This window comes from Streptomyces sp. NPDC055632 (assembly GCF_053618675.1).
The window spans coordinates 26,185-52,995 of record NZ_JBSHHY010000040.1; the positions used below are offsets into that span (position 1 = coordinate 26,185).

A 26,811-nucleotide genomic window follows, 5' to 3' on the forward strand; every position below is an offset into this window, starting at 1 on the left:
GAGGGCGGGGTGTGGGAGGGATGGAGGTCAGGCGTTGTTCGGGAGCGGGGCGGCCGGGCTGACCAGGCCGGCGGCGCGCAGGTCGGTCCAGAACGCGGCCGGGACGGCCTCGTTCAGGGCCGCGGTGTCTTCGGCGATGCGGCTGGGCCGGGTGGCGCCGGGGATGACGGCGGCGGAGGCCGGGTGGGCGAGGGAGAACTGCAGGGCGGCGGCCTTGATGGAGATGCCGTGCTTGTCGGCCAGGGCCTTCAGCTCCCCGACGCGCTCGATGATCTCGGCGGGGGCCTGCTGGTACTCGAAGTGGGTGCCGCCGGCGAGGATGCCGGAGCTGTAGGGGCCCCCGATGACCATGTCGACGTTCTGTTCCTGGGCCATGGGAAGCAGGCGGGTCAGGGCGTGCTCGTGGTCGAGGAGGGTGTAGCGGCCGGCGAGGAGGAAGCCGTCGGGCCGCGGCTCGTCGAGGGCGAGAGTCAGCTCGATGGGCTCGGCCTTGTTGACGCCGAGGCCCCAGGCCTTGATGACGCCCTCGTCGCGCAGGCGGGACAGGACGCGGAAGGCGCCGGTGCGGGCCTCCTCGAACTTGCCGAGCCAGGCGTCGCCGTGGAAGTCCTGGGCGATGTCGTGGACCCAGACGATGTCGAGGCGGTCGGTGCCCAGGCGCTTGAGGCTGCCCTCGATGGAGCGCTCGGTGGCGTCGGCGGTCCACTCGTGGAGGATCTTGTTCGGGTTGCCGTGCTCGAACAGGCCGCCCTTCTCGCCGAAGTCCGGGACGTCGGTCTCGTGCTCGTCGAGGATGACGCGGCCGACCTTGGTAGACAGGACGTACTCGTCGCGCGGCTTGCCGGCGAGGACCTGGCCCAGGCGCTCCTCGGCGAGGCCGGCGCCGTAGAAGGGGGCGGTGTCGTAGAAGCGGATGCCGTGGTCCCAGGCGGCCTCGACGGTGGCGGCGGCCTCCTCGTCGGGGATCGCGCGGAACATGTTGCCGAGCGGGGCGGTGCCGAAGCCGAGACGGCCGGGAAGGAGGTTCTTGAGCGACATGGAAAGTGCCTCTGCGGGATGCGGGGTATTGATCACGTGTACGAGTGCCACATTTACTTGCGTGCACTATTTACACGCTTAGACAATACTTGCACACGCTCGCTAATGCAAGAGGATGCCGCCGACCGACAGCGCCGAAGCGCACAGGAGCGGCAGCCCGTCTCCGTGAACTTGCGCGACACCCCTCGCGCAAGTCGCTGCCGCTCATCACCGGCCGTCGCACCGGGCGATCCGTGGGGCCAGAGGCTCAAGATCGGCAAGGAGGAGGTTTCGGTTCCGGCCGGCGCGGGAGGGGGCCGCGGGCAGATGTGGGACGCAGGGATGGCGAGACGGGTGGGCCTTTCGGGAAACAGAAAGGGGCTCCGTGCCGGACGGCCTGCGGCGATTCATCCGGAACGGAACCCCTCAGAGGCGAAGAATGCGCTTCTCGCATCCTGGCCTGCAAGGTTAAAGATCCGTACGTCACCCCAGGTCAGCGGCGCTTAGAAGACCACACATAGCCCACGATGAGAAAAACTCAGTTGAGTTCATCGGGGTTCGGTCCGGTGCGCAGACCGCGGTCGAGGACGGCCCACTGCCTCATCTGCTGACCGGTGAGGGTGAAGTCGAAGATGTCGAGGTTCTCTCGGATCCGGGCCGGTGAGACCGATTGAGGAACGACGATGTTGCCCAACTGCAGGTGCCAGCGCAGAACGACCTGGGCGGGGGATTTGCCATACCGGACAGCCAGGTCGCCTATGACGCGATCGCCGAGGTCCGCCCCTTGGGCGAGCGGACTCCACGCCTCGGTGGCGATTCGGTGCTCGGTGTGGAACGCCCGCAGTTCGGCCTGCTGCAGCCCGGGGTGGAGTTCGATCTGGTTGACGGCTGGGGTCAGTGTCGCGCCCGCCATCAGCCGCATCAAATGGCCGGGCTGGAAGTTGGAGACGCCGACCGCGCGAACGCGTCCCTCGGCGGCGAGACGTTCCAGAGCGCGCCAGGAATCGCGGTACAGGTCACGGGCCGGGGCCGGCCAGTGAATCAGGTAGAGGTCGACATAGTCGAGGCTCAGGTTGGCGAGGCTGGTGTCGAAGGCGCGTAGCGCTGCATCGTAACTCTGGTCGGCGTTGCACAGTTTGGTGGTGATGAACAGCTCTTCACGAGGGAGCCCGGAGGCGGCCAGTGCGCGGCCGACACCGGTCTCGTTACCGTAGATCGCGGCGGTGTCGATGCTGCGGTAGCCAGCCTCGGTCGCGGTGGTGACAGCGGTGGCGGTCTCCTGGTCAGAAACCTGAAAGACGCCGAAGCCGAGCTGGGGAATCGCGACGCCGTTGTTGAGTGTGACGGCAGAGACGGCTGCAGGTGTCATGGTCACGGGTCTTTCTCGAGCTCGGCGCGCGGAGTGAGGGTGTAGTGGACGGTCTGGGCACTGATGAGACCGTCTTCGAAGACGAAGGTGTCCACGCCGTCGAGTACCTCGCTGGTGGCGCTGGTAGCCGTCCACTGAAGAACCAGCACGTTTCCGGCGAACTGGGGGGCGAGCTGCCACTCGGCGTCCGGCAGGTCGGCCAGGAGGCGGCCGATGCCTTCCTCCACGCCTTCGCGGCCGACCAGGGTGCCTTCGGGAGTGAGGAAGGCCGCGTCCTCGGTGTAGTTCAGGCTGATCAGGTCGAGGTCACCGGTGCCAAGAAGCTTGCCGTGATCGGCGAAGACCTCCTGCGGAGTGCGTGTCACCGGGAGAACTCCTCAAGCGCGGCGGCGGCAAAACCGTGGTCCTGCTCAGGGGTGCCGCCACCGACACCGATCGCGCCGATCAGCCTGCCGTCACGGTGGATCGGGATGCCGCCGGGAACGAACAGCAACGGCTGGCCGAGGGCGGTGGGCAAAGTGTGGAAAGGACCTTCGGGCTTGACCAGGTCGACCAGGTCAGCGGTGGGAGCATCCATCTGGAAGGCGGTATAGGCCTTGCGGGTGCTGGTCTCGCCTGAGATCAAAATAGCCCGGTCGTCGCGGCGGAAGGCGAGCAGGTGCCCGCCGGCATCAAGAACGGTGACACTGACGACGATCCCGGCTGCTTGGGCGGCGCGGTAAGCGGCACTGACCAGCCTCTCGGCCTCAGTGGTTGCTAGCGGGGTGACAGCGGCAGCCATGACGCTTCTCCTTCACATGGCAGGCGGAGGCGGCGGCAAGGACGCGTAGTACGGCGTACGGAGGTACTGCGCTTCAGGACGGCAACGCTCCAGCCTGGTCGGAAAGCGCGCACGACCAGTGCGTAGCGGAGCCGGGACATACCCAGCTCCGCTCCCGCTGTGTCAAAAACACCAGGGCATGCCGCACGTGGGCACCTGGACAGGTCCTAGTTGGCGAAGCCGCCCTTGGGTTCGATGATCTCCAGGTTGGTGCCGTCGGGGTCGTTGAAGTAGGCGACCTTGGTGCCCAGGGCCGCGTCCGGGGTGACCTCTCCGGCGAGGAAGGTGTAGTCGTCGCCCAGGAAGCCGTACCCGGCTTCCTTCATCCGCCGGTACACCGCGTCGAAGTCGTCGACCTTGAAGCACAGGTGCATGGAACCGGGACGGTTCGCCGCCCCGTTCGTCCGCTCGCCCGCCGGATCCTGGAACTCGATGAGGTCGATGCCAAGGCCGTCGATGTTGATCGTCGCGTACCGCAGGTTCGCATCGGCGAGCCCCTGGGAGCGGCCGAAGGCGACACTGTTCATGGTTCCCTGCGCGGCGGGTTCCCGTCCGGTCAAGGCCGTGTAGAACGCGATCGAGGCATCCAGGTCGGAGACCGAGATCCCGACATGAGCGGCCCGGGTGAGATCCATCGAGGTGTCGGCGGAAGCCATGGAGAACCGTCTCCTTCCGGCCAGTGCGGCCGCTAGGGTTCCATTCTTCCGGCAACTTCACCACTCGCAACTTGCCTCACTGTGGATCATCAACGTGCGCCAAAGTCATGTCACGGGACGGCACCTCGATCATTTCAGCAGAGCGCTGACATATCGGCTGCTACGCGCCCGGGCCGCCGACCCAGTTGGCTCTGAGCGGCAGCCGGGTCTGCAAACTCTGGTATGCCGCCGAGACGGGCGACCTGCGGCCCGTCGGGCTGCTCCCCGGCACCGGCCGGGGCTGCCTGCCTGCTCGAGTCCTCTTCGGCGGCGCCGTCAGGTCCAGGGGGTTTCGAGCAGCCCACCACCGAGCCCCTGGGCATCGGCCCCATCGAGATGTGAGCCGGGGTGGTGGGGCTACCTGTTCGACCGAGCCCCTTGGGCCGGCCTGAAAGGGTGATTCGTCTCGGGAGGGTTGTGTGTGCTTTGAAGACGGCTGCAGAGTAGTGAGCTGCCGCGATCGATAGACGGGTCGGCGCCGGGGGCGGGTTCAGGCGGTGGTGTCGAGGTGGGCGAAGACGACGAGGTTCTCGGTGTAATCCTTCACTGTGCGGTCGTAGGCGCCCGCACAGGTGATCAGGCGTGCGAGGGCGTCGGGGGTGTCGTCATAGACGCGCCGGTCGGGGAAGTCGCTCTTGTGGAAGCTTTCGACGGAGTCGACGAGAAAGACGGCGGTGGTGCCGTCGGCGCGCGCGACCTCGAAGGTGTCCCCAGCCTTGAGTTCGCTGAGGCGGGCGAAGACGGCCGGGGCGGTGGCGGTGTCGAGGTGGCCGGCGATCAACGCGGTGCCCTGTTGCCCAGGGGAAGTGCCCGAGGCGTGCCAGCCGACCAGGTTGGTGTCACCGGCCGGAGGCGCCTCCAGGGCGCCGGAGGGTCCGATCTGCAGATCGGTGAACGGCGCGTCCACACCGATCTTGGGAATCCTCAGGCGTACGGGAGCCGACCTCGGCATGGCGGGCTGGGGTGCGGCCGCCGGAGCCTGTTCGGCCGTGGAGGAGGCTGTGGGGCTGGACGGTACGGTCGCATCGTGCGGGAACATGCGCGGGCCGAAGACGGCCAGGAGCACGGCCAGCACCAGTGTCCAGAACACGGTCGGGGCGGCCCACCGAGCAGTACGCCGGGTTTCTTTCGCGCTGGTGGGTTCTGGCCGGGTCTTCACCACAGGCACCTTTCGAATGCGCGAGCCAGGTCGCAGGCGGAGCAGGAGCGTGTGGGCCGGGACGCGCGAGCCGTCGTGCGAGAAGGCGGCTCGCGCGTCCTGGCCGGGCCTCACGCGGTGGCGCCTGAGGCCTTCTTGCGGCGGTAGAGGACGAACGCGGCCACTCCGCCGGCCAGCACCACCGCACCGGTCACGTTCGTGCCAGCGCTTGCGAGGCCACCGCCGCCGGTGTGCATGCCGCCCTGGGGCTTGTCGTGCTCCTTGTCCCAGTCCTTCTCGTGGTCCTTCGTCTCCGGCTTGGGCTCGGTCTCCGGCTTGGACCAGTCATCCGCGTTCACCATGGTGAGTGCGCCGCCACCGGTGTGCATACCGCCCTGGGGCTTGCCGTGGTCCTTCTCGTGCTTCTCGCCCTTGTCGTGGTCCTTGGACCAGTCGTCGCCGCTCGTCGCGGTGAGCGCGCCGCCGCCGGTGTGCATGCCGCCCTGGGGCTTGCCGTGGTCCTTCTTGTCGTGCTCGTCCTTCTCGTGGTCCTTCTTGTTCTGCTCGTCCTTGGACCAGTCGTCGCCGCCGGGGAGGGACAGGGCGCCGGAGCCGGTGTGCATGCCGCCGTGCGGCTTGTCGTGGTCGCGCTTCTGGCTGTGGGCGGTCTCGTCCTTGGACCAGTCATCGCCGGTGGTGAGCGCGTACGCGCCGGGTGTGGTGATCGCCAGGGCGGTGGCGGTGGCGGTGGCGGCGAAGAGAATGCGGGCAGAGCGCATCGATGGTTTCCTTCCGTACGCTGCGCCGGCTGACCTGTTGTCGGCTTCTCACACGCAGCGGCATGGCTCACCGTCAGCCGCTCCTTGTCCCCTTGCCACTTGAGGTAGTGCATCCGGGAGACCGGCATGGCCCTGGGGAGCCGAAAGGGCGACAGCAATGCCTTGCGACGGCGCCGTCGCACCGCCTCACCGTGACGGCGGCGGGCGGGGACGGCTGCCTGGCAAGGCCACTCGTGTGCGTGTTGTCCGGGCGCTGTCTTTCACCGTGCCGGCTCGATGCCGCGGACTGTCGGGACGCTCCGCGGTAGGTGCGCCGGTGGTGTGTCCTGGAGGCAGCAGAGCAGGGAAGGCGGCAGCATCCCCTGCCAGCCCAGGAGCCGTGTCTCAAGCGCCCCGGGCTCGCGGCGTACCTCGAGACCGGGTACGCACGTGTTCTGCCAGCCGTCGTCCGACGTCCGCGTGTGGGGTGTGCCGGGAGCGGTGGGGTCAGCCCGCCCCCGGCGTCTGCAGCGGTCAGTGCTGGTTGAGCGGGAGGGCGATGTCGACGACCTGACGGTCGGCGGGGAAGGCGCCGACGAGGTCGGCGCGGCCGTTGAGGACGTTGACCTGGTAGAAGCGCTGCTTGCCGCCGGTCATCAGGGCCGCGAAGCCGCGGTTGGTCCCGTTGGAGGGCTTGTAGTAGATGTCGAACCCGGCCCAGGAACCGGCGTTGACGCCGAGGCTGCCGATGGGGGCGAGTGTGCCGGCGTTGGCCGGGGACTGCAGCGAGACACGGTCGTTGGTGGTGTCGATGTCGAACAGCGTGGTCGCAGTGGCCGCGTCGAGGTCGTTGTTGGTGTACGCCGCCCCGGTCACGCCCAGGGCCGTCGAGGGCGGCGTGGTGGGGTTGGTGAGCGTGCCGTCGACGGTCGTGGTCCTGGGGGCGGCCACATCGTCGATGTTGTGGCGCAGGTTCTGGCCGGCGTCGCTGATCACCCGCAGCCGGTTGGCGGCCGGGTTGAAGTCGACCCCGAAGTACCTGCCCTTCAGCGCGACGGTCAGCTGTGAGACTTTCACCGCCGCGGCCTTGTCGTCGAGGGTGTAGATGCCGCCCTTGTCGCCGACGCCGTAGAGCTTGCCGTTCTGGACGCGGAAGTCGATCCCCACCAGTTTGCCGTCGCCTTTGAGGCCGGTGACCTTGCCCAGCGACCAGGTGCCGGCCGGGTCGGAGACGTCGAAACCGACCAGGCGCTGGTCGGAGGTCAGTCCCACGCTGATCAGAGCGTGGTGCGCGGCCCGGCCCTGCGGCGCGAACGGGTCACCGCCCCCGGCCTTCGCCGACGCCAGGACGGGAGAGAGCAGGGAAGCGGTCACCGCAGCGGCGACAGCGGTCGGGGCGAGTCGAATACGCACCAGAGCACTCCGATCGATCCACGGCCCGCCCCCTTGGTGAGGCGAGTCCGCAGATCCTTCGACGCTCCGTGCGCCAAGGATCGGCGCCGGGGCCCACCACCCCTCGGACAGCCCGCAAAAGTCCTACCGCCACGCCCGCGTACAGACCAAACGCGGCTGGAACCAGCCAGTAACAGACCTGACAGCTTCAGAGTGGATTGCCTCATGAAGTCCTCGGTCTGGTTCTGCGTTCAGGCGGAGTCGCGTATGACGAGTTCGGTGGGCAGAGTGTGGGGTTCGTCGGGTAGGGGGGCGCCGTTGAGCCGGGAGAGAAGCAGTCCCGCGGCGGTGGAGCCCATGGCCCGCATGGGCTGCCGCACGGTGGTGAGGGCTGGTTCGGTGTGCCGGGCCATGGGCAGATCGTCGAAGCCGATGACGGCGACATCGCCGGGAACGGTGCGGCCCGCAGCGCGCAGCGCGCTCATCGCTCCGGCCGCGATGAGGTCGTTGTGGGCGAATATCGCGTCGAAGTCCTGGCTGCGGGCCAGGGCCTGTTCGACGGCCCTGCGCCCCGTTTCCCAGGTGAACTCGCCCTCGCAGACCAGCGTGGGCGGCAGTGTGCCGGCGAAGCCTTCCAGACGCTCGCGGACGCAGCCGAAGCGAGCGGGGCCAGTGATGACCAGCGGTCGGCTGCGGCCCAGGGTGTGAAGGTGTGCGGCCGCGGACTGTCCGCCGGCGCGGTTGGTGGTCGCGACCGAAGGGAGGCGGGGACGGTGATGTCCGTGGTCGTCGATGAGGACTACGGGCATGCCGCCCTGCTGCATCTCGATGACGGGACCCAGGCCGCCGTCCGGCACGATCACCAGCAGGCCGTCGAACGCCCGGGCCGCTACCTGAGTCGTGAAGTGGGCCATCGAGGGCTGGTCCCCGGCCGAGGTGAACAGCAGCAGACTGTATCCGGCTGCTGCCGCCTTGTCGGCGACGCCCTGCAGCACCTCACCCATCCAGGGCCACGTCAGGGACGGGATGAGCATGCCGAGTGTGTGGCTTCTGCCCCGTGCAAGATGGACCGCGCCCGACCGCGGGACATACCCGAGTCCCGCGATCACTTCCCGAACACGCAGAGCCGTGTCGGCATCGACCTCGCCCCGGGTGTTGAGAACACGGGACACCGTGCTCTTGCTGACGCCGGCTGCACGTGCGACGTCGGAAATCGTGACAGACACCGGTGAGCCTCCCTCGGCGGGCATCCTTGCCGGAACCGGTTCCGGGACGCTGGCGAGAGTCAACAGCCCTTCGCGTGGCTCGTCAAGACTTCACACCACAATCAGCGAAGCGGCAAAGGGCAAGCGTTAAAAGGCAGTTGTGCGTTCAAGAGCCGAAGTCATGGTCTTGACGTGTCTGGTTCAGACCTCTAGGTTCCCGGCTCAGAACACAAGGCGTCATTCACCCACTTCGGCTCATCGGTTTCGGGAGCACCATCCCCACCACGTCACGGCCGGCTTCTGTTTCGGCGCCCCACCTTGCGTGATTTTTGCGTTCACACCCCGCCGACGAGCCCGTCCGCCTGTCGAGAGGACCCCCCATGCATTCCCGCACGACCAGTCGCGTGCCGCTGACCCTGGCCGCGCTCTCCCTGGCCGCCGGCAGCCTCACGCTCGCCTCCGGAGCTCCCGCCGAGGCCGCCGTCGGCCGGATCACCGGGATCGGCGGCAAGTGCGTCGATGTCGCCGGCGCCAACCCGGCCAACGGCACTCCCATCCAGCTCTACGACTGCAACAACAGCGCCGCCCAGAGCTGGGACGTCGGGGCCGACGGCACGATCAAAGCCCTGGGCAAGTGCCTGGACGTCACCTCGGGCGGGACCGCGAACGGGACGACCGTGCAGCTCTGGGACTGCAACGGTTCCGCCGCCCAGCGCTGGACCGTCAACGCCGCCCGCGACATCGTCAACCCGCAGGCCGACAAGTGCCTGGACGCCACCGGCAACAGCTCCGCGAATGGCACCCGGCTGCAGATCTGGACCTGTACGGGCGCCGCCAACCAGAAGTGGACCGCGCCCGCGCCCGGCGGAACCGGCCCGGTGCCCGGCGGGAACATGGCGGTCGCCCCGTACCTGTACAACGGCTGGGGCAGCCCGCCGAGCCCGACCACGGTCATGAACGCCACCGGCGTCAAGTGGTTCACCCTCGCCTTCGTCCTCAGCAACGGCTACTGCAACCCCCAGTGGGACGGCAACCGCCCCCTGACCGGCGGCGTCGACCAGCAGACGGTCAACACCGTCCGCGCGGCCGGCGGCGACGTCATCCCCTCCTTCGGCGGCTGGAGCGGCAACAAGCTGGAAAGCTCCTGCTCCAGCGCCGGCGAGCTGGCCAGCGCATACCAGAAGGTCATCAACGCCTACGGGCTCAAGGCCATCGACATCGACATCGAAGCCGCCGCCTACGACAGCCCCACCGTCCAGCAGCGCACCGTCGACGCCCTGAAGATCATCAAGGCCAATAACTCCGGCCTGAAGGTCTACATCACCTTCGGCACCGGCCAGAACGGTCCCGACACCAGCCTGATCAACCGCGCTGCGGCGGCCGGCCTCACGGTCGACAGCTGGACCATCATGCCGTTCAACTTCGGCGGCAACGGCCAGAACATGGGCACTCTGACCGTCCGGGCGGCCGAGGGCCTGAAGAGCGCCGTCAAGAACGCCTACGGCTACAGCGACGACCAGGCCTACCGGCACACCGGTATCTCCTCGATGAACGGCGTCACCGACGTCGGCGAGACCATCACCCAGAACGACTTCCGCACCATCCTCGCCTACGCCCAGCAGCGCCACCTGGCCCGGCTGACCTTCTGGTCCGTCAACCGGGACCGGCCGTGCACCGGCGGCGGCGCCGACACCTGCTCCGGCATCGCCCAGCAGCCCTGGGACTTCACCAAGATCCTCGCCGCCTACAACGGCTGACCCGCGCCACGGCCGGTAACCGAACACCGTGCGGCGGCAATCGCTCCGCCGCCGCACGGCACCAGCTCCCATGCACCGTCGGTTGCGATGCCCACGCCCCTGCCGGGCACATCCCCGGGGGCCGGCCCGTCTGTGGCGCCACTGCCCTGCAACCACCCGATCTTCCTGCCGGCCGCGGCTTTTTCTGCCCACTTTCGCCCCTCTTCAAGGAGCTTTGTGTCCAGCACCTCACGAGCCGCAGCATTCCGGCGTCTCACCCCCGCCCATCCCCGTCCCCACCGCCTCAAAGCGGCCCTGACCACCGGCGCGGTGTTCAGTTCGCTCCTGATGGCCCTCGCCCCCGGAGCGGCGGCCGCCGAGGTCCCGACCGGCACGGTCACCATCGCCAACGCCGGCAGCGGCAAGTGCCTCGACGCCCGGGCCGCCGCGACCGTGAACGGCACGGCCGTCCAGCAGTACGCCTGCAACGGCACCACCGCCCAGCAGTGGACCGTGACCGCGACCTCGGACGGCCACGTCCGCATCGGAAGCCGCAACGACCCGGCGCAGAGTATCGACGTCACCAACGTCTCCACCGCCGACAACGCCCCCCTCCAGCTGTGGACCTACGGGGGAGGCCTGAATCAGCAGTGGCGGGCCGTGGATGAGGGCGATGGGTCCTTCCGCCTCGTCAACCGCAACAGCGGCAAGTGCCTCGACGTCCCCGCCGCGTCCACCGCCGACGGCGTGCAGCTCGTCCAGTACGCCTGCAACGGCACCGCCGCGCAGCGCTTCCGCGTCACCTCGGTGAGCACCGCACCGGGAGATGTCGACCTCGGCCCGAACGTGGCTGTCTTCGACCCGTCGATGCCCTCCGCCACCATCCAGAGCCGGCTGAACACGATCTTCCAGCGGCAGGAGACCAACCAGTTCGGCCCAGAGCGCTACGCCGTCCTGTTCAAGCCCGGCACGTACAACAATGACGTCAACGTCGGCTTCTACACGCAGGTCCTGGGCCTGGGCTCCTCGCCCGACTCGGTGACGATCAACGGCGCCGTACACGTCGAGGCCGACTGGTTCCCGCCGCAGAACGCCACCCAGAACTTCTGGCGCGGCGCCGAGAACCTCTCCGTCACCCCGACCGGCGGCACCGATCGCTGGGCCGTCTCACAGGCCTCCGCCTACCGCCGCATGCACGTCCGCGGCAACCTGGAGCTCAGCGACGGCGGCTGGTCCAGCGGCGGCTTCATGGCCGACTCCAAGATCGACGGCCAGGTCCGCTCCGGAACCCAGCAGCAGTGGCTCACCCGCAACTCCCAGCTCGGCTCCTGGACCGGCTCCAACTGGAACATGGTCTTCGTCGGCAGCCAGGGCGTGCCCGCCACCAGCTTCCCCAGCCCGCCCCACACCACGATCGACCGGTCACCCGTCACGCGTGAGAAGCCCTACCTCACCGTCGATGCCTCCGGCGCCTACCAGGTCGTCGTGCCCCCGGTCCGCACCGATTCCACGGGGGCGAGCTGGACCACCGGCTCGCCCGCGGGCACCCGGCTCGGCATGGACACCTTCTTCGTCGTCAAGCCCGGCGCGACCGCCGCCCAGATCAACGCTGCTCTCGACGCGGGAAAGAACCTCCTGGTCACCCCTGGTGTCTATCACCTGAACCAGACCCTGCGGGTCACCCGCCCCGACACCGTGGTCCTCGGTCTGGGTCTGGCCACCTTCATCCCCGACAACGGCATCAAGGCCATGACCGTCGCGGACGTCGACGGCGTGAAGATCGCCGGCGTCCTCTTCGACGCCGGCCCTGTCAACTCACCCGTCCTCCTCGAAGTCGGCCCCACCGCAGCCGCAGCCGCCCACACCGCCAACCCGACCTCGCTGCACGACGTGTACATCCGCGTCGGCGGCGCCGGTGTCGGCAAGGCCACCACCAGCCTGGTCGTCAACAGCGACAACGTGATCGGCGACCACATGTGGATCTGGCGCGGAGACCACGGCAGCGGCGTCGGCTGGACCGTCAACACCGGCGACACCGGCCTCATCGTCAACGGTGACAACGTCACCATGTACGGCCTGTTCGTCGAGCACTACCAGAAGTACCAGACCATCTGGAACGGCAACGGCGGCCGGACGTACTTCTACCAAAACGAGATGCCCTACGACCCGCCCAACCAGGCCGCCTGGATGAACGGTGCCACCCAGGGCTACGCCGCCTACAAGGTCGCCGACTCCGTCACCAGCCACCAGGCCTACGGTCTCGGCAGCTACTGCTACTTCAACATCAACCCGGGCGTGGTCGCCGAGCGTGCCATCGAAGCGCCGAACCGGCCCGACGTGCGGTTCCGCAGCATGGTCACCGTCTCCCTCGGCGGCACCGGCACCATCCGCCACGTCATCAACGACCGGGGCGGCCCGTCCAACTCCTCCACCAACGTGGCGAACCTGGTGAGCTACCCGTGAAGAGAATCCTCACCGCCCTCCTCGGTTTTCTCGCCCTGATCGTCACCTCGGCGGCCGGCACCGGCGCCGGCCACGCCGCTCCCGCCGCCCCCTCCTTCAAAGTCCTCGCCCTCTACAACGGCACCTGGGACGCCGCCCACATCGACTTCGTCAAAGAGGCCAACGACTGGTTCCCCCGCGCAGGAGCCGACAACGGCTTCACCTACCAGGCGACCACCGACTGGAACCTCCTCGCCAACGGCGGCGTCGACGCCTACGACGTCGTGATGTTCCTCGACGGCGCCCCGCACAACGCAGCCCAGCGGACCGGCTTCGAACGCTACATGCGCGCCGGCGGCGGCTGGCTCGGCTTCCACGTCTCCGCGTTCACTACCGACGCCTCCTCCTGGGACTGGTACTACAACCGCTTCCTCGGCAGCGGGAACTTCCGCTCCAACACCTGGGGCCCCACCACCGCCGTGCTGCGCACCGAGAACCCCACCCACCCCGCCGCGGCGAACCTGCCCGCGACGTGGACCTCCGCCGTCAGCGAGTGGTACTCCTGGTCCAACAACCTGCGGTCGAACCCGTCGATCAAGGTCCTCGCCTCGGTCCACCCGTCGAGCTTCCCGCTCGGCACCGACCCGAACCAGTCCTGGTACGGCGGCGACTACCCGATCGCCTGGACCAACACGCAGTACCGCATGCTGTACGCCAACTTCGGCCACAACGCCATGAACTACGCCACCAACACCCGCACCTCCTCCACCTTCGCCTCGGCGGCCCAGAACCGTTTCCTGCTCGACGGGCTGAAATGGCTCGCCGGCGCCGAAGACGCCCCCGGCCCCGTGTCGTACTCGCTCGTCTCCGAGGCCAACGGACTCTGCGCGGACGCCCGCGCCGCGGCCACGGCCAACGGCACGGTCGTGCAGCAGTACACCTGCAACGGCACCACGGCCCAGCAGTTCGTCCTCACCCCCACCGACGGCGGCCACGTGCGCGTGGGCGTCCGCGACAACCCCTCCCAGGTCATCGACGTCACCGGCGTCTCGACCGCCGACGGCGCGCCCCTGCAGCTCTGGACCTACGCGGGCGGCGCCAACCAGCAGTGGCGCCAGGTGAACGAGGCGCCCGGACGCGTCCGCTTCGTGGCCCGGCACAGCGGAAAGTGCCTCACCGCCGCCTCCGCCCCCACCATCTCGACCCCCCTGGTCCAGCGCACCTGCGACGGGTCCTCCGCCCAGAGCTTCCGGCTGACTCCTTAGCAGCGGGGCCCGTGAAGGATCGGCCCGGGCGCGTCACTGCGTCCGGGCCTTCCTGTACGGCCATTGCCCGCTCCACGCCCGCCCACCGCTTCCCTGCCCCGGCCGGGGACCGGAACCCTGCCCCCTCCTGATCTTGAGTCTTTGCTCCCGGGGCACCTGGGACACAGCCCTTCGCAACCGCCTCCACCGCCGGTGAACACGGTCCGCTGCTCCCGAGGGTCCCACGCCCGAACGCGACGACAGCGTCGCCGACGCTGCCGGCCGAGGCGCCCGGGATCACAGTCCCGTCGGATCGGTGTCGCAGCTGGCGCGGCGCCGGCCGATCGTGACCAGAGCCTCCCAGAGAGCGTTTGCATCTCCTCGGCGAATCTCGTGGACCGCTCCGTGCACAGGTCCGGCGCCCGGTCCCAGCGGCTGATCCGGCTCCGTGGGGTCCCGGCGGAGGATGATCCCGGTGGGCGGATCCAGGGCTCGCAGATCCAGTACGAGACGGTAGCGGGCGAGATCGGCCTCCGGGTGGGGCAGGTGGCGGGTGATCACTGCGATGTCGGGCAGCAGCACACAAGCCTGGGCCGAGGCAATTCGGGGCTCATAGGCGTGGGCGACGACGCGGAAGTGCGGGCTGGAGTGGACGCGGGCGCGCACCGCTTCCAATTCGGCGCCCTCGGGCAGGCCCGCTATCAGCACGGTCATCATCGCCACCATTGTCCCTCCATTCGTCCATCCGTGCCCAGTCACAGCGGTGGCGCAGGCCCCTGGCGAGGCCTGCCCGCTGCGGTCACTCCTTCTCGGCCGCTCACCGCCTTCCCCGGCGATCGTCCAAGCCGTCCGTCCTCGTCCTTCACCACGCATCAGTGTGAGGTTGAAAAACCCCAGTGCCTGAGGGGAGCCATCAGCGCCCTGAGGGCGGCCAGAGCAGCCGAGCAGAGCGCCGACGATGACGGGGCGCGCGGGGCTTGGGCCCTGGCCCCGCCGTACGGTCACCCCCTGGTTGAGCGCCGCACGCTCGGCGGGCTCCAGCTCGGTGGTGCGGAGGAAGTCGGCGATCTTGCCCGGCATGTCGAGGGTGACCGGCAGTTCCGGGGCGGGGGCGTCCTGCTCGGTGGTGGTGTGCTCGGGCAGGAGGTCGGCGACGGCGGTGCGAATCGCGCCGCGGCTGACGCCGTGGTCACGGGCGAGGGCTGCGATGGACCGGCCCTCCGGGTAGGCGGTGCGGACGGCGCCGGTCTTGTCGGCCAGGACGGCGGGGCGGCGTCCGCCCTTGTTGCCCTTGGCCTCGGCGGCGCGCAGTCCGTCGTAGGTGAGCTCGCGCTGGAGTTCGCGCTGGAGTTCGCCGGCGGCGAGGGTCTGCACCATGAACTTCACGGTGGACAGCAGTTCGCCGGTGCGCGGGTGGCAGGCGGTGAGGTCCATCGCGGAGAACGCGCCATCGTGGATGCGCAGCGCCACCTGGTCGCGGTGAAGGACGTCAAGCACGTCGAGGATGTGACCGGTGCCGCGTACGAGGCGGAACATCTCGGAGATGTGCACGGTGTCGCCCGACCGCGCGTAGGCGAGCAGCTTGGCGAACTTCGGACGCTCCAGCGGGTGGAGGCGGCTGGAGGTGCCCGCGGTCTCCTCGAAGACGACCGGGTCCTCGATCCCGGCCTCGTCCAGGACGAGGTTCTGACGGTCGGTCGACTGCTGGCCGGTCGACACCCTCTTGTAGACCAGGCTGGCCATGCCGCTTCCCGTGGTGGTCGCATCCGACCCTAGCTGTCAGCAAACCCTGTCATCAGCCGCTATCGGATCTCATTGGATCCGCGACGCCGTCGGGCCCGGAAAGCCCGGGTTCGCTGGACGCCCGCCTCCCCTGTCTTCATTCGACGTTTGACGACAGGCGGCAGGCCCCCTCCCATGGCGAAAGGGGGTCTGCCGCGGTTCGTTGGAAGTGCGGGTTGATGTATGACTCCCAGCGGAGCAGCTGGCCTACTCCTTGTTCTTGGGCTGGGGGTGTGCCGTCACTGGGTGGCGGGAGCGGGTGCGATCTGCTGCATGAGGCTGAGCATGTCGGGAGCGACCCATTCCTCGGCGATCTTGTCGCCCTCCATGCGGTAGACCTCGACGCTGCGGAAGCTGACCTGCTTGCCCGTGGCTTCGAACTCCTGGAACGCGCCCTGGTGCGTCCCCTCGAAGGTGACCAGAACGGTCACCTTGTCACCCACGCCGAAGATGTCCTGGACGTTGATCTTGAGGTCGGGGAACGCCTCCTTCATACCCCGGGTGCCGTAGAGCCAGATCTCCCGTCCGACGAAGGGCTCCGGCATGCCGTGGACGTTGGCGATGAAGTCCTCGGTGAGCATCCCGGCGGCCACTTCCAGCTCGCCGTTCTCCACAGCCCGGTACGCGGCGCGCATGAGAGCGATGTTCTTCTCGGTCGTGGTGGTCATCTCAGCATCCTTTCGGGAGGACCCTCCCGACGGTTCGGTCACGGTGTCGGGCCGGGATGCCCTTCATCAGAAACCCTGACGTCGCGGCAAGGTCAAATCGCCGACTGGCCCGACCCGGGCGCGGCGCAGGAGCAGCGTCCCGGCGTCAGGGTCGCGCTTGACCTTGACGTGGCGGCAGGGTTTGTACTGGGCTCATGCGAATCGGCGAGATCGCCGCACTCGTCGGGGTTACCCAGCGGGCTGTGCGGCACTACCACCACCAGGGCCTGCTGCCCGAACCTGCCCGGCTCGGCAACGGCTACCGCGACTACGGCCTGCGCGACGCCGTTCTGCTCGCCCGGATCCGGCGGCTGACCGAGCTCGGTCTTTCCCTGGAAGAGGTACGCGACGTCCTTCAGGACGACCAGGGCCGAGAGCTGGTGGAGATCCTGGAGGAACTCGACGAGGACCTCGCCCGCCAGCAGACGGTCCTCCAGGACCGCCGGACGCGGCTTCACGCACTGCTGGCCGAGGCACGGGCCGGCCAGCTAGCAGCCAACGGGGCGTTGTCGCCGGAACTGACACGGCTGCTGGCCGGCCTCGCTCCGGTACCGGAGTCCCCGATGGCCGTGAGAGACCGCGACCACCTGGCCTTCCTGGACAGTGTGCTTTCCCAGGAACATCGAACCGGACTCCTGGCGAGCCTGCACGGGATGCGAGACCACGCCGAGCAGGTCTACGCGCTGCTGAACAGTCTCGCCGACATCAGGCCGGACGATCCGCTGGTGGACCGCACCGCGAGAGAGCTGGCCGGGCTTCTGCCCGACGACCTGGTCGCGCGCTTCTCCCAGAGCGAGGCCGGCGCTGTGGGCGAGGAAATCTTCGCGGATCTCGCTCCGGCCCAGTCGGCGGCGATCCGCCGCGCGATGAAGCGGGCGACCGAACGGCAGGAAGGATCACCATGACACACCCCGAGAACCAGGCGGTACTCCCCGCCGCGCCGCCACCCCCGGCGCGCGGTCCCGTCCTGCGCAAGCTTCGGACCTTCACCCTGCTGCCTCAGGTCGCGCTGGCCGGCTGCCTGCTGGCAGGGGCGCCGGTACCCGGAGCGGTCATCCTCGGCGCCAAGGTCCTCCTGCTGGCCATGCTCGCTGCGGAGGTCTGCACGTGGCTGCGGCTGCGCAGGTCCGGACTGTCCGCACGCGAGGCGCTCACCCACATGATTCCCGTGCCAGTGCTGCGGTTTGTCACCCATGAGCTGCGACTCATGGCGAGTCTCATCCGCTGGATCGGCCGCCGCCGACACGGAGTCGAGGGAGCCGATGCCGTCTTCCCGCACGGCCGTGACCAGGCCACGCTGATGTACGGGTTTGCGTTCGCGTGCGTCGTGGAGACCGTCGCCGTGTCCTTCCTGCTCGCTGCCTGGCCCGTCATCCACGCCGTGATGCTCGTCATCGACGTCTACACCGTCCTGTTCGTCCTCGGCATCCACGCCGCCTCCATCACCCGGCCCCACGTACTCACCGACCGCACTCTGCGCATCCGGCAGGGAGCCCACACCGACGTGCTCGTCCCCATCGATCAGATCGCGGCCATCCGGAGAGAGGCACGGTTCACCCACGAAAAGAAGGCCGACGAACTCAACCTCGCCATCGGCTCACAGACCTCGCTCACCCTGCACCTGAACGAACCGGTCAACGCACCGACATTCCTCGGCGCACCGCACCCCGTCACCGTGATCCGGATGCACGCGGATGACCCGAAAGCCCTCTACGACACTGTCACACGGGCACGGAACACCCTCCAGGCCTGAGGTCGCCCGACTAGACAGCGAGGGAGAGGTGGCGTCTGGCACTCGGGGCACAGGTACCCGACCGGGCGCCCCTGAGTGAACTCGATGTTCCAGCAAGCGGCGTCGTCCGCGCCCTTCCATCAGGCACGGGTGCAGCGGGTGCCGTGGCCCAGCGACCGGACCTTCGTGCGGGTTAGAGCGTCCTCTTCTCCTCTCGGCCCCGGGCAGCTGCGCGGGGCCTTCTCTTCCACAACGAACGGCCCGACAGGTCGGGTGCGCGGCCCGTCACTCCTCGTCTTCGGCGTCCTCGACGGCGTCCGGGTCCCCAGCGGGCGCAGTCCCTGGCCCGGGCCGCTGGCCTTGATGTTGAACCGGTAGAGACCGTCCCTGCGCGCGGGAACTCCATGCAGCTTCTCCTCCGGGGGAACTGCCTTTGGGACCGTCCCTGTGCGCGGGGACTCCATGCCTGGGTGGCCGTCAGCACGGCGCTGCCGTCGGGACCGTGCCGGTGGCTGACTGCGGCCGCGGTGTACGGCGATCCGCAGCAGGATCGAGGTAAGGCGGCGGGCGAGGTGCGTGGCCCGGGGCGGCCGTCCTTCGTAGTGCATCTCTCCTTGCGCGTGGCCGCGCAGGTGGGGCAGGTGAAGTCCAGTGCGTCCCAGTCGGCCGCCACGTATCAGTCCTCTCGCCGGCGATCAGGTCAACCGCCCATTCGATGGGGGTGGTTGCAGTGTGGCACCGGGCCCTGACACAGCGCACTCGGCCACTGATCACCGGTTTGGCTTTGACCGGTTCCTCGGTTCGGGCTCTGGTGGTCGGGAACCGGCGCCGGGTCCGAGGATGTCGACCGGTGCTGGCAGGCGTTCCTGCGACGGTTCGACGTCGAGTACACCTTCCGCCTGCTCAAGCAGACTCCCAGCTGGACCCGCCCCAGGCTCCGCGACTGCGCCGCAGCCGACCGCTGGACCTGGCTCGTCCTGGCCGCCCACGCACAACTCCGCCTCGCCCGCTCGCTCGGGGCCTCCGCCGGCCGTGGGAATGACCCGCGGAACCGAACAAGCTCACCCCCGCCCGATTCCACCAAGGGTTCAGGAACCTGCACGCGCGGACGGGCACGCAGGCCAGTCACCGAACCCGAGCCGGCCAGGCCCCGGCCGCCCGCCCGGCTCGAAGAACAAGCGGCCCGCCACCCGCTACGACGTGGACGCGTCCCCGCTATCGGCGAGTCCTGCACCAGACCCGCGCACCACAAGATCGGCACCAAGCCCCGCAGAACTGGGCCGCCGGCAAGCTGAGCTGCCACCCGACCTCATCGCCACGACCCCGACGCTGTTGGATAGCCGCATGGTGAGACGAAAGAAGGAGAAGAAGCGGCCGGACTGGGGCATCCCGAAGGGGATCGTGCTGTTGGCGACGCCAGAGGGTTGGCGTCACAGCATCCTCACCATGGAAGGCGGCATGCTCTGCGGACGTCTGGACGTGCCGGTCAACATCGACCCACAAGACGCACGAGACGCGGCGGCCCAGATGGTGACGGAACTCGCTCGCGATTTCCACGACACCGACGTTGAGGTGAGCTGGGATCCTCCTCAGGAGCCCTGGTCATGGACCGCTCAGGTCGCCCTCGCCGTCGGGACCGAACCGGCCGCGCTTGATGCCGAGGGTTAAATCGCAAGGGCAGTGCCTGTTTCTGAACCCCATAACAGCAGGCCCAGGGCCTCCAGTCCCAGAATGGTCGCGGTGGAGGCGGTGGCCAGAGGCTGAGCGTGAAGCCTCTGCGGGCTGCGGCCAGCAGGCCAGCTCGAAGGCTGTCGCGCGCGCTGGTACCCACTCGCGCGCTGTGCCGGAGCAGAGGGGTGGCGTCGCGTTCGGGCACCGCGGTGGCTTTGAACGTCTCCCAGCCGCCGGGAAGGACCTGCGAACGTACGTCGAAGCCGTACCGGGCGGCGATGACCTTCTGGGCCAGGGCCTTACTGGTGATCTCCCCGGAGGTGAACAGGGCGCCGATGTGCTGCTGTGCGTTGTGCAGGGCGACGTTCAGCGCCAGGGTGGAGCGGCTGGCTGTCGGCAGTGACACCAGCGCCGTCACCGTCCTTGGGGCAAGGGATGCAAGCGAGGCGGCGTCCGCGCCCCACGGCCACAGGCACCGCGGCGGCACGGGGGGCTGGGTCGTGGGCAGAGGGCTGGTGGCGGGTGTTGCCCGGACAGTGCCCGCAGTGGTGGCTTCGCGGGTCAGGAGGCCGACGGCCGCTGCTCGTCCCTGGGCGTCGAGGGGGGTGGGCAGGCGGCCGGCGGCTACGGCCGAGGTGTCGCGGCATGACGAAGTACAGAGCCGGGGCCCTCCGGCTCGGGTGGGTCAGATGCGCCAGGTGCGGATGCGGTCGGCGGCCTGGTAGACGGTGACCTTGCCGGCCTGGATGTCACGGACGAGGTCGACCATGGCCCCGTAAGGGGGGTCGATGCCTTCTCCGGAGGCATGCATGTAGGCGGCGGTGACCTGGCAGGCGTACAGGCTGTTGCGGTGCGGCAGCGGCTGCAGGCGGATCAGGGTATGCAGAAGGGCGGCGCCACGCCATGCGGCATCGGGATCGGCCGTGGTGGGGCGCGGGATGCGGGTCCTGTGTCGAGCGACGGCGGCGACGAGAGCGGAGTATTCGGCGACGCTGACGTCTTCGGAGACGGCCTGTTCCTGGACGTCTAGGAGCCAGGAGACGTCGACGTGGAGGATCATCAGGCGGCGTCCGCTCCGCGCTCCCGGCTGGCGTGCGGGATCTCGTCGGGGAAGGCGTCGTCGAAATCGGCCCGGTGCGCCTCGCCCCAGGAAGCGGCGTAGCGGACGAACTGGCGGCGCTGGCGCTCGCGCAGCGGCAGGTCGTGGACGTACTGCTTGAGGGACTTGCCTTCGGCGGTCGCGGCGGCACGGACCTCCTCGAGCTCCTCGTCGGTGAAGGTGACATTCAAGGACGGCATACCTCCGATGGTACCTACTTGGTACCTGTCGGGCTACGAAGATCCCCACTCGTGTGGCTGTCCGGCGTACGGCCAGCCGCTCAAGGGTGAGGGGCCTCAGGTGAACGCGGGTGCCGGGTTCTCGTCGGTCCAGTCGCCGTCGAAGAGGGCAGCGACGAGCTGTGCGTGTTCGGCATGGAGCCGGCCTGTGCGCATCTTGGTGCGGGTCTTGGCGAACCAGGGGCCGATCTTGACGGTGTCGCCGTCGACGGTGATGGTCTCGCGTGCCGCGGGGGCGCGGCGTTCGCGGTGGAGGAAGAGTTCGAGGATCTGGACGGTCTCCTGGAAGGTCCGCCGGGTGGTGGGGCGGGGTGCGAGGGTGCTGGCCGGGGGTGAGGGTGCTCCAGGTGGTGAGCTGCCGGATGGTCCAGCTGCCGAGGTTGACGCCGCTGGCGTGGGTGTCGGGGGTGAGGGGGCGGCCGGTTTCGAGGTGGCGGCGCACTTGGTGGTATTTGCGGTGCCAGTCGGGTCCGTGCGGGAGCTGCCAGTGAGGGTCGATGGCGGTGAGGTCGGCGGCGCGGGCGGGGTCGAGGCGGTTGTGGGATGCGTGGGAGCGTTGTTCGGCGAGCCAGGCGCCGATCGGGGTGGTGGCGGGGGCGGCGAGATGGCCGTGCGCCCGGTGGTAGTCGGCTGCCTGGGTGAGGCGGGTGCGCCAGGCGGCGTCGTGTTTGTCCCAGATCATGCCGAGTGCGTCGAGTTCGGCGATCCAGTCGGCATCGAGGCGGCCGGTGGTGTGTGCGTCGCGCATGGTGGTGATGAAGCGGCCGAGTTCGAAGCCGACGGGGTCGGTGTGGTCGGCGGGGACGTCGAGGTGGCTGTAGGCGTCGTGGAACGCCTGGGCGGAGGCGAGGCCTTCGCGGCGGGTGCGGGTCAGCGGGCCGCGGGGGTTGAAGGCGATCAGGTCCATCGCCTGGGCGATGCGCTCGGGGTGGAGGGTGAAGTCGAAGTGCCAGCGGTTCGTCACCAGCGTGCTGGTCTCCCGCGGCAGCCGGTTGGCCTTGTCGGGGAGGCGTTCGAGGATGCGGTGGTCGTGGCTGGCCAGCGCGCTGGTGATGGCCCACACCGGCCCGTAGGCGGTGCCGAGGATGTTCTCGGGGTCGGCACCGGGCGGCAGGTAGACGGGGACGATCAGGGAGGCGGTCTTGCCGGAGACGTCCAGGCGCAGGGCGCGGCCCAGGGCCTGGACGCAGCGGACGATGCTGCGGGTGGGGTCGGCGAAGACGATCGCGTCGACGCTGGGGATGTCGACGCCCTCGGCGATGACCTTGGCGTTGGTCAGGATCGCGCAGGAGGCGGCGGCGAAACTCGTGAAGGTGTCGGTGCGCTGGTCGGGGGTGTGCTCGCCGTGGACGAAGAACAGGCGCGGGTCGGCGTCCGGGCACAGGTGGGGGGCGGTGCGGCGCAGCAGGCGCAGGGTGTGGGGCAGTTCGCGGGTGAAGCGGGTGGCGTCCTCGACCAGGTGGAAGTACACCAGGACCCGCTTGAGGTGGTGCTGGGTCATGGCCTTGAGGACGGCCAGGTGCAGGGCACTGGTGCGCAGCGCCCCCTCCCCTGTCCCGTCCTCGGTGCTGTCGTCGTCGCGGCCGGCCTGGCCGGGGGCCGGGAGGTTGAGCAGAGCGCGCAGGTCGGTGTCGCTGACCGTGGGGACCACGATCCGGTAGTCCGCCGCCCGGCCGTCCGTGATCGCTGTGGCGAGAGGGTAGTCGTGGATGAGCTTGCCGTAGACGGTCTCGTTGTCCATCGAGTTGGCAGAGCCCGCGGCCGCCTAGCCGGCGGGTCGGTAGCCGCGCGGGCGGACGAGGCTGGCGGACTCCGCGAGCTCAGGGGCGGCGAAGCTGCGCGGAGTGGCGGTCATGTAGAGGCGGCGGTCTGAGCGGATGGCGGCGTTGTCGTGGACGAGCGCCCATTTCTTGTCCGTCCGGCCCGCGATCCGGTGTGCCTCGTCCATCACCGCGAGGTCGAAGCCCGGTACGCCCTCGCGGGTGTGCTGGGCGTCGCGGATCTTGTCCAGGGAGTCGTAGGTGCAGATCACCGTGAGGAACGGGATCTGGTCCTTCCCCTCCCCCACCACCGACATGAGCGCGGCCAGCGCCTGCGGGCTGCCGGTCGAGCCGACCCGGGCGGCCGCCAGGCGGTCATGGCCGGCCGTGTCCATCGAGGAGACGATCACCAGGTGGCGCAGGTAGCCGTCCGCGCGCCAGGCCAGAGCGGTCTGCGCGGCGAGGTCGAGGGTCGGTACCACAACCAGCGTCAACCGGGCTCCGAGCGCGAGTGCGACGCGGATCGCGACCAGCGTCTTGCCCGTGCCCGTCGCCGATACGTACAGCCCCCGGGTGCCGGGGCGCCGCAGATGCCGTACCGCGCTGTCGCGTCCCCGGACCTGGTCGGGGAACAGAGGCAGGACGGGCTCGTGGGACACGGCGTTCTCGCTGGTGACGGTACTCACCGGCCCATCATCACCCACCCCCGGCAGCGCCCAGGGCCGAACCCGGCACGCAGGCAGGGCAGTCGGACCGCTGCCCGCGCGCCGCCCGGGCCGGCGAGGCGCGCATTGGATCAACTGCGTTGAGCCGTGAATCGGTCGGAGCCGATGGCGGGGTCGGGCAGAGACCTCCGGAAGCGGTTGGCGGGTGTCAGTGGAGGGTTGCCCAGATCCGCGTGGAGGAGAGCGGGGCCTGTGCGGGGACGATCGCGAGTTTGTATGCCCGTCACCCGTATGGGTGAGCCGGTAAAGCTCTGGCGGGTGGCGGGGGCGGACCCGCGTCCTTCCACCTCTTGCGTCAAGGACAGGGAACGCCCCGGACGGCGAGCCGATCGCGCCTCCTCCCGCTGCTACGAGCGATACGCCCGCAACCGCCAGCGCTGGCCCCACGAGCCGCATATGCCATCGGCCGGTGCGTGCACACCTCTAGCGCACCCTTACCAGCCGGTAGCAGTGTGAACAGCATGCGGCACCCAGCCCCCACCTCGCGGGTCATGCCGCCGGCCCTGCCCGAGCGGGCCGCGCTCCGGCCATGTCCCAGGCCGGTCGAGGGCAGGGCCGCGCCCGCCTCCCGGCTCCCCACGGGAGGCCACAGGCGCGCGGGTCGCCGCCGCAGAACGTGAGTCGGCGACACGACCGACAGCAGCCTCAGACAGGAGCCATCGTTTGAAACCGCTCTACGGCTCGCCGAGCTTGACCTCGCAGGACTCGACCTCAGCCCCCTCGCCCAGCTTCTCGCGCTTGAGCCGCATGTAGCGCTCCAGGGCCGATTCGCTGTAGGCGACTGCCGACACCCCGCTCTTGTCGCCCAGCCGCCAGCAGATCTTGAAACTCTTACTTCCCTGCTTCGCCATGGCCTGTTTCCTCCTGCCTCCGGGTATGCGTCCAGACTCGCACCCGGCACTGACAGCGCAGGTCAGGCACTGCGTAGGCTCGGGAGCATGACCTTCCACGTGCTGCTCCAGTTCCAGCCGCCGGACGGGCCGGCCGTCACCGGCACGTGGGAGGGAGAGGAGACGGCGGACGGAAAATTCGAGGAGTAGGTCTACACCTACTCCGCTCATCCCACCGCCCGCATCACCCTGGTCGAGGAGAGGGCCGGCGCCCGCCGTGTCCTGTCGGAGTGGACACAGGCCACCGGCACCATCCGGCACACCGCCTGAGGCTCACCTGTCTCCTGCCTCAGGCCGATCGCTCCACAGAGGCGGGACGGGTCGGATGTGTGCAGCGGATCCCGCCGGCGGGGTGCCGCTTGGTGGGCGGTCCGGCAGCGCCGGATGGCGCGGTGGAGCAGGGGTCTGAGGAACATCCGTGTCAGATCGTGCGCTAAGGGTTCTCCGGTCTGGTTGGGGCTTTGACCTGGGGTGATTGGGCGTCGGAGCCTTCGAGGGTCGTTGATGTCGATCTTCGGAGAGCTGTTGTGGCGGTCGAGTTCCTGACGGACGAGCAGGCGGCCCGGTACGGGTCGTTTCACGAGGTGCCCTCGCGGGCGGAGCTGGAGCGGTACTTCTTCCTGGACGACGCGGACCGGGAGGCGGTGCAGGCCAAGCGCCGGGCTCACAACCGGCTCGGGTTCGCGGTCCAGCTCACGAGCGTGCGGCTCCTGGGCCGGTTCATGCCGGACCCGCGGCAGGTGCCGGCGGAGGTGGCCGAGTACCTGGCCGATCAGCTGGAGATCGCGGACGCCTCGTGCCTGAAGCTGTACGGCGAGCGGGACGGTACGGCCCGTACGCACGCCGGGGAGATCCAGGAGTCGGGGGGCTGGCGGGACTTCGCCGAGGTCCAAGACGAGCTGGTGGTCTGGTTGGACGCGCGGGCTTGAACAACTGGGGACGGGCCGAAGGCGTTGTTCGACGCGGCGGCGGGCTGGCTGCGCGAGGGGCGGGTGCTGCTGCCGGGCGCGAGCCGCCTGGCTCGGCTGGTGGGCACGGTGCGGGAAGCGGTGAACCAGCGGCTGTGGGACACGCTGTACGGGCTGCTGAGCGTCGGTCAGCGGGCGGTGCTGGACTCACTGCTGACCGTGCCGCCCGGCGAGCGGGTCTCGGAGCTGGACCGGCTGCGGCGCGGTCCGGTACGGGTGTCGGGTCCGCAGATGAAGTGGTCGCTCCAGCGGGCGGAGGAGCTCGCAGCCCTCGGCATGGGGGACCTGGACGTCTCGGCGATCCCGCCCCGGCGGCTGGCGGAGCTGTCCCGGTACGGCGTGGACGGTAAGGCATCGCTGCTGCGCCGCCACGGCGATTCCCGCCGGCTGGCGACGCTGCTGGCCACGACGGTCTACCTGACTACCCGGGCCGTCGATGATGCGCTGGACCTCCTGGAGGTGCTGATCGCGACGAAGCTGCTGGCCAAGGCCGAGCGCGAGACCGTCAAGGAGAAGATGAAGACGCTGCCGCGCGTCGAGCGGGCCTCGGCGAAGCTGGCGACCGCGTTTCAGGTCGTGTTCGACACCACGAGCGAGCTGGTCGACACCGACACCGGGGAGGTCACCGGGCCGGCGGTGGAGTCGTTCGAGGCGATGTGGGAGCGGATTGAGGCGGTGGTGCCCCGGCACGAGCTGGCCGCCGCGATCGCTGCGCTATTCGAGCTGACCCCGCCGCTGGACTCCGATGCGGACGAGGCGTGGCGGTCCATGCTGGTCAGCCGGTTCGGCACCGTCCGGCCGTTCCTCAAGCTCCTGGTCGCGGTCGTCGACTTCGGCGCCACCCCCGAGGGCGAGGCCGTGCTGGACGCGCTCAAGTCGCTGCCGGACCTCATGGGTCGCAAGAAGGTCGGCCCGGCCGAGATCGACGCCGGTCTGCTGGTCGGCTCGTGGCGGCGCCTAGTGCTGGCGGCTCCGCACCTGGAGCCGGGCGCGGTGGACTGGAAGGCGTACACCTTCTGCGTCCTGGAGCAGCTGCACCGGATGCTACGGAGCAAGCAGGTGTTCGCGAAGAACTCCTCGAAGTGGGGCGACCCGCGGGCGAAGCTCCTGGCCGGTGAGACATGGGAGCAGGCAAGGCCGACCGTGCTGGCCTCGCTCGGGCTGCCCGAGGAGGCGGGCGAGCACCTGGCGGCGCGGGCGGCGCTGCTGGACGGCACGTACCGGGAGGTCGCCGGGCGCCTGCCGGACAACGCGCAGATCGTCTTCGACGACGACGGCAGGTTGCACTTTGCCGCGCTGGAGCCGGAGCCCGAACCGGCCTCTCTATTAGGCCCTGTGTCGAAAGTTGCTGAGAGGCAACGTTGTGGCGGGCTGAAGCGTCCATGGGATTGCTGGACTTGGCTTGGCCAGGGTGTGTTGAGG

21 protein-coding genes and 2 pseudogenes are annotated in these 26,811 nt (G+C 69.2%); 7 read left to right on the forward strand and 16 right to left on the reverse strand.

The genetic code is table 11. From position 1 onward, the window contains the following. Positions 1-27: 27 nt before the first annotated feature. From ACWGSR_RS32685 to ACWGSR_RS32725, 9 genes are all read right to left on the reverse strand, one after another. A complete protein-coding gene (locus ACWGSR_RS32685) occupies positions 28-1,038 on the reverse strand; it encodes an aldo/keto reductase (RefSeq protein ID WP_453572115.1) in 1,011 nt (336 codons plus the stop codon). A gap of 517 nt (positions 1,039-1,555) precedes the next feature. Continuing rightward, entirely contained in the window at positions 1,556-2,386 is an 831-nt protein-coding gene (locus ACWGSR_RS32690; protein ID WP_453572160.1) for an aldo/keto reductase, read from the reverse strand. A gap of 2 nt (positions 2,387-2,388) precedes the next feature. Next, complete coding sequence (locus tag ACWGSR_RS32695; protein WP_453572118.1) at positions 2,389-2,751, reverse strand: nuclear transport factor 2 family protein; 363 nt, start codon at positions 2,749-2,751, stop codon at positions 2,389-2,391. Next, positions 2,748-3,167 (reverse strand): GlcG/HbpS family heme-binding protein, encoded by a 420-nt coding sequence (locus ACWGSR_RS32700; RefSeq protein ID WP_453572120.1) that lies wholly within the window; start codon positions 3,165-3,167, stop codon positions 2,748-2,750. Before ACWGSR_RS32700 ends, ACWGSR_RS32695 begins: the two co-directional genes overlap by 4 nt. Before the next feature lie 206 nt (positions 3,168-3,373). Beyond that, positions 3,374-3,862 carry a VOC family protein gene (locus tag ACWGSR_RS32705; protein ID WP_453572123.1) on the reverse strand — a complete coding sequence of 163 codons (489 nt, stop codon included), beginning with the start codon at positions 3,860-3,862 and terminating at the stop codon, positions 3,374-3,376. 529 nt (positions 3,863-4,391) lie between these two features. Then, entirely contained in the window at positions 4,392-4,991 is a 600-nt protein-coding gene (locus tag ACWGSR_RS32710; protein WP_453572126.1) for a class F sortase, read from the reverse strand. Positions 4,992-5,170: 179 nt separating this feature from the next. Next, positions 5,171-5,818: a hypothetical protein gene (locus ACWGSR_RS32715; RefSeq protein WP_453572129.1), complete on the reverse strand. Its 648-nt coding sequence runs from the start codon at positions 5,816-5,818 to the stop codon at positions 5,171-5,173. A 513-nt stretch (positions 5,819-6,331) separates the two neighbouring features. Further along, a complete protein-coding gene (locus ACWGSR_RS32720; protein ID WP_453572163.1) occupies positions 6,332-7,204 on the reverse strand; it encodes a DUF4394 domain-containing protein in 873 nt (290 codons plus the stop codon). Positions 7,205-7,440: 236 nt separating this feature from the next. Beyond that, complete coding sequence (locus ACWGSR_RS32725; protein WP_453572131.1) at positions 7,441-8,415, reverse strand: LacI family DNA-binding transcriptional regulator; 975 nt, start codon at positions 8,413-8,415, stop codon at positions 7,441-7,443. Positions 8,416-8,774: 359 nt separating this feature from the next. Here ACWGSR_RS32725 and ACWGSR_RS32730 point away from each other — a divergent pair, with 359 nt between their 5' ends. The 3 genes from ACWGSR_RS32730 to ACWGSR_RS32740 all read left to right on the forward strand — a co-directional run bounded on the left by ACWGSR_RS32730 (position 8,775) and on the right by ACWGSR_RS32740 (position 13,837). Further along, positions 8,775-10,151 carry a ricin-type beta-trefoil lectin domain protein gene (locus ACWGSR_RS32730; protein ID WP_453572133.1) on the forward strand — a complete coding sequence of 459 codons (1,377 nt, stop codon included), beginning with the start codon at positions 8,775-8,777 and terminating at the stop codon, positions 10,149-10,151. A gap of 327 nt (positions 10,152-10,478) precedes the next feature. Next, entirely contained in the window at positions 10,479-12,593 is a 2,115-nt protein-coding gene (locus ACWGSR_RS32735; protein WP_453572165.1) for an RICIN domain-containing protein, read from the forward strand. Beyond that, positions 12,590-13,837: a ThuA domain-containing protein gene (locus tag ACWGSR_RS32740; protein WP_453572136.1), complete on the forward strand. Its 1,248-nt coding sequence runs from the start codon at positions 12,590-12,592 to the stop codon at positions 13,835-13,837. Before ACWGSR_RS32735 ends, ACWGSR_RS32740 begins: the two co-directional genes overlap by 4 nt. A 276-nt stretch (positions 13,838-14,113) precedes the next feature. Here ACWGSR_RS32740 and ACWGSR_RS32745 read toward each other — a convergent pair whose 3' ends face one another. Together ACWGSR_RS32745 and ACWGSR_RS32750 are read right to left on the reverse strand one after the other, a co-directional pair. Beyond that, positions 14,114-15,559 carry a recombinase family protein gene (locus ACWGSR_RS32745; protein ID WP_453572139.1) on the reverse strand — a complete coding sequence of 482 codons (1,446 nt, stop codon included), beginning with the start codon at positions 15,557-15,559 and terminating at the stop codon, positions 14,114-14,116. A gap of 278 nt (positions 15,560-15,837) precedes the next feature. After that, positions 15,838-16,266, reverse strand: a complete 429-nt coding sequence (locus tag ACWGSR_RS32750; protein WP_453572142.1) for an ester cyclase — start codon at positions 16,264-16,266, stop codon at positions 15,838-15,840. 194 nt (positions 16,267-16,460) lie between these two features. Between ACWGSR_RS32750 and ACWGSR_RS32755 the strand changes: the two genes are divergently transcribed. The 3 genes from ACWGSR_RS32755 to ACWGSR_RS32765 all read left to right on the forward strand — a co-directional run bounded on the left by ACWGSR_RS32755 (position 16,461) and on the right by ACWGSR_RS32765 (position 19,705). Beyond that, positions 16,461-17,210 (forward strand): MerR family transcriptional regulator, encoded by a 750-nt coding sequence (locus ACWGSR_RS32755; RefSeq protein WP_453572145.1) that lies wholly within the window; start codon positions 16,461-16,463, stop codon positions 17,208-17,210. Then, on the forward strand, positions 17,207-18,058 hold the full coding sequence (locus tag ACWGSR_RS32760; protein WP_453572148.1) for a hypothetical protein: 852 nt from the start codon (positions 17,207-17,209) through the stop codon (positions 18,056-18,058). Before ACWGSR_RS32755 ends, ACWGSR_RS32760 begins: the two co-directional genes overlap by 4 nt. Positions 18,059-19,381: 1,323 nt before the next feature. After that, entirely contained in the window at positions 19,382-19,705 is a 324-nt protein-coding gene (locus ACWGSR_RS32765) for a hypothetical protein (protein WP_453572151.1), read from the forward strand. Between the two features lie 688 nt (positions 19,706-20,393). Here ACWGSR_RS32765 and ACWGSR_RS32770 read toward each other — a convergent pair. From ACWGSR_RS32770 to ACWGSR_RS32790, 5 genes and pseudogenes are all read right to left on the reverse strand, one after another. Then, positions 20,394-20,768, reverse strand: coding sequence for a toxin Doc (locus tag ACWGSR_RS32770; protein WP_453572168.1), 375 nt, complete (start codon positions 20,766-20,768; stop codon positions 20,394-20,396). Then, positions 20,768-21,007: a hypothetical protein gene (locus ACWGSR_RS32775; protein WP_453572171.1), complete on the reverse strand. Its 240-nt coding sequence runs from the start codon at positions 21,005-21,007 to the stop codon at positions 20,768-20,770. Before ACWGSR_RS32775 ends, ACWGSR_RS32770 begins: the two co-directional genes overlap by 1 nt. A 592-nt stretch (positions 21,008-21,599) precedes the next feature. Further along, positions 21,600-22,787 (reverse strand): annotated as a pseudogene (locus tag ACWGSR_RS32780) (Helicase associated domain protein); the annotation flags it as partial. Between the two features lie 24 nt (positions 22,788-22,811). Then, a complete protein-coding gene (locus ACWGSR_RS32785) occupies positions 22,812-23,492 on the reverse strand; it encodes a DEAD/DEAH box helicase family protein (RefSeq protein ID WP_453572154.1) in 681 nt (226 codons plus the stop codon). A gap of 713 nt (positions 23,493-24,205) precedes the next feature. Continuing rightward, complete coding sequence (locus tag ACWGSR_RS32790; RefSeq protein WP_453572157.1) at positions 24,206-24,382, reverse strand: hypothetical protein; 177 nt, start codon at positions 24,380-24,382, stop codon at positions 24,206-24,208. 566 nt (positions 24,383-24,948) lie between these two features. Between ACWGSR_RS32790 and ACWGSR_RS32795 the strand changes: the two are divergent. Beyond that, positions 24,949-26,718 (forward strand): annotated as a pseudogene (locus ACWGSR_RS32795) (DUF4158 domain-containing protein); the annotation flags it as partial. Positions 26,719-26,811 lie beyond the last annotated feature (93 nt).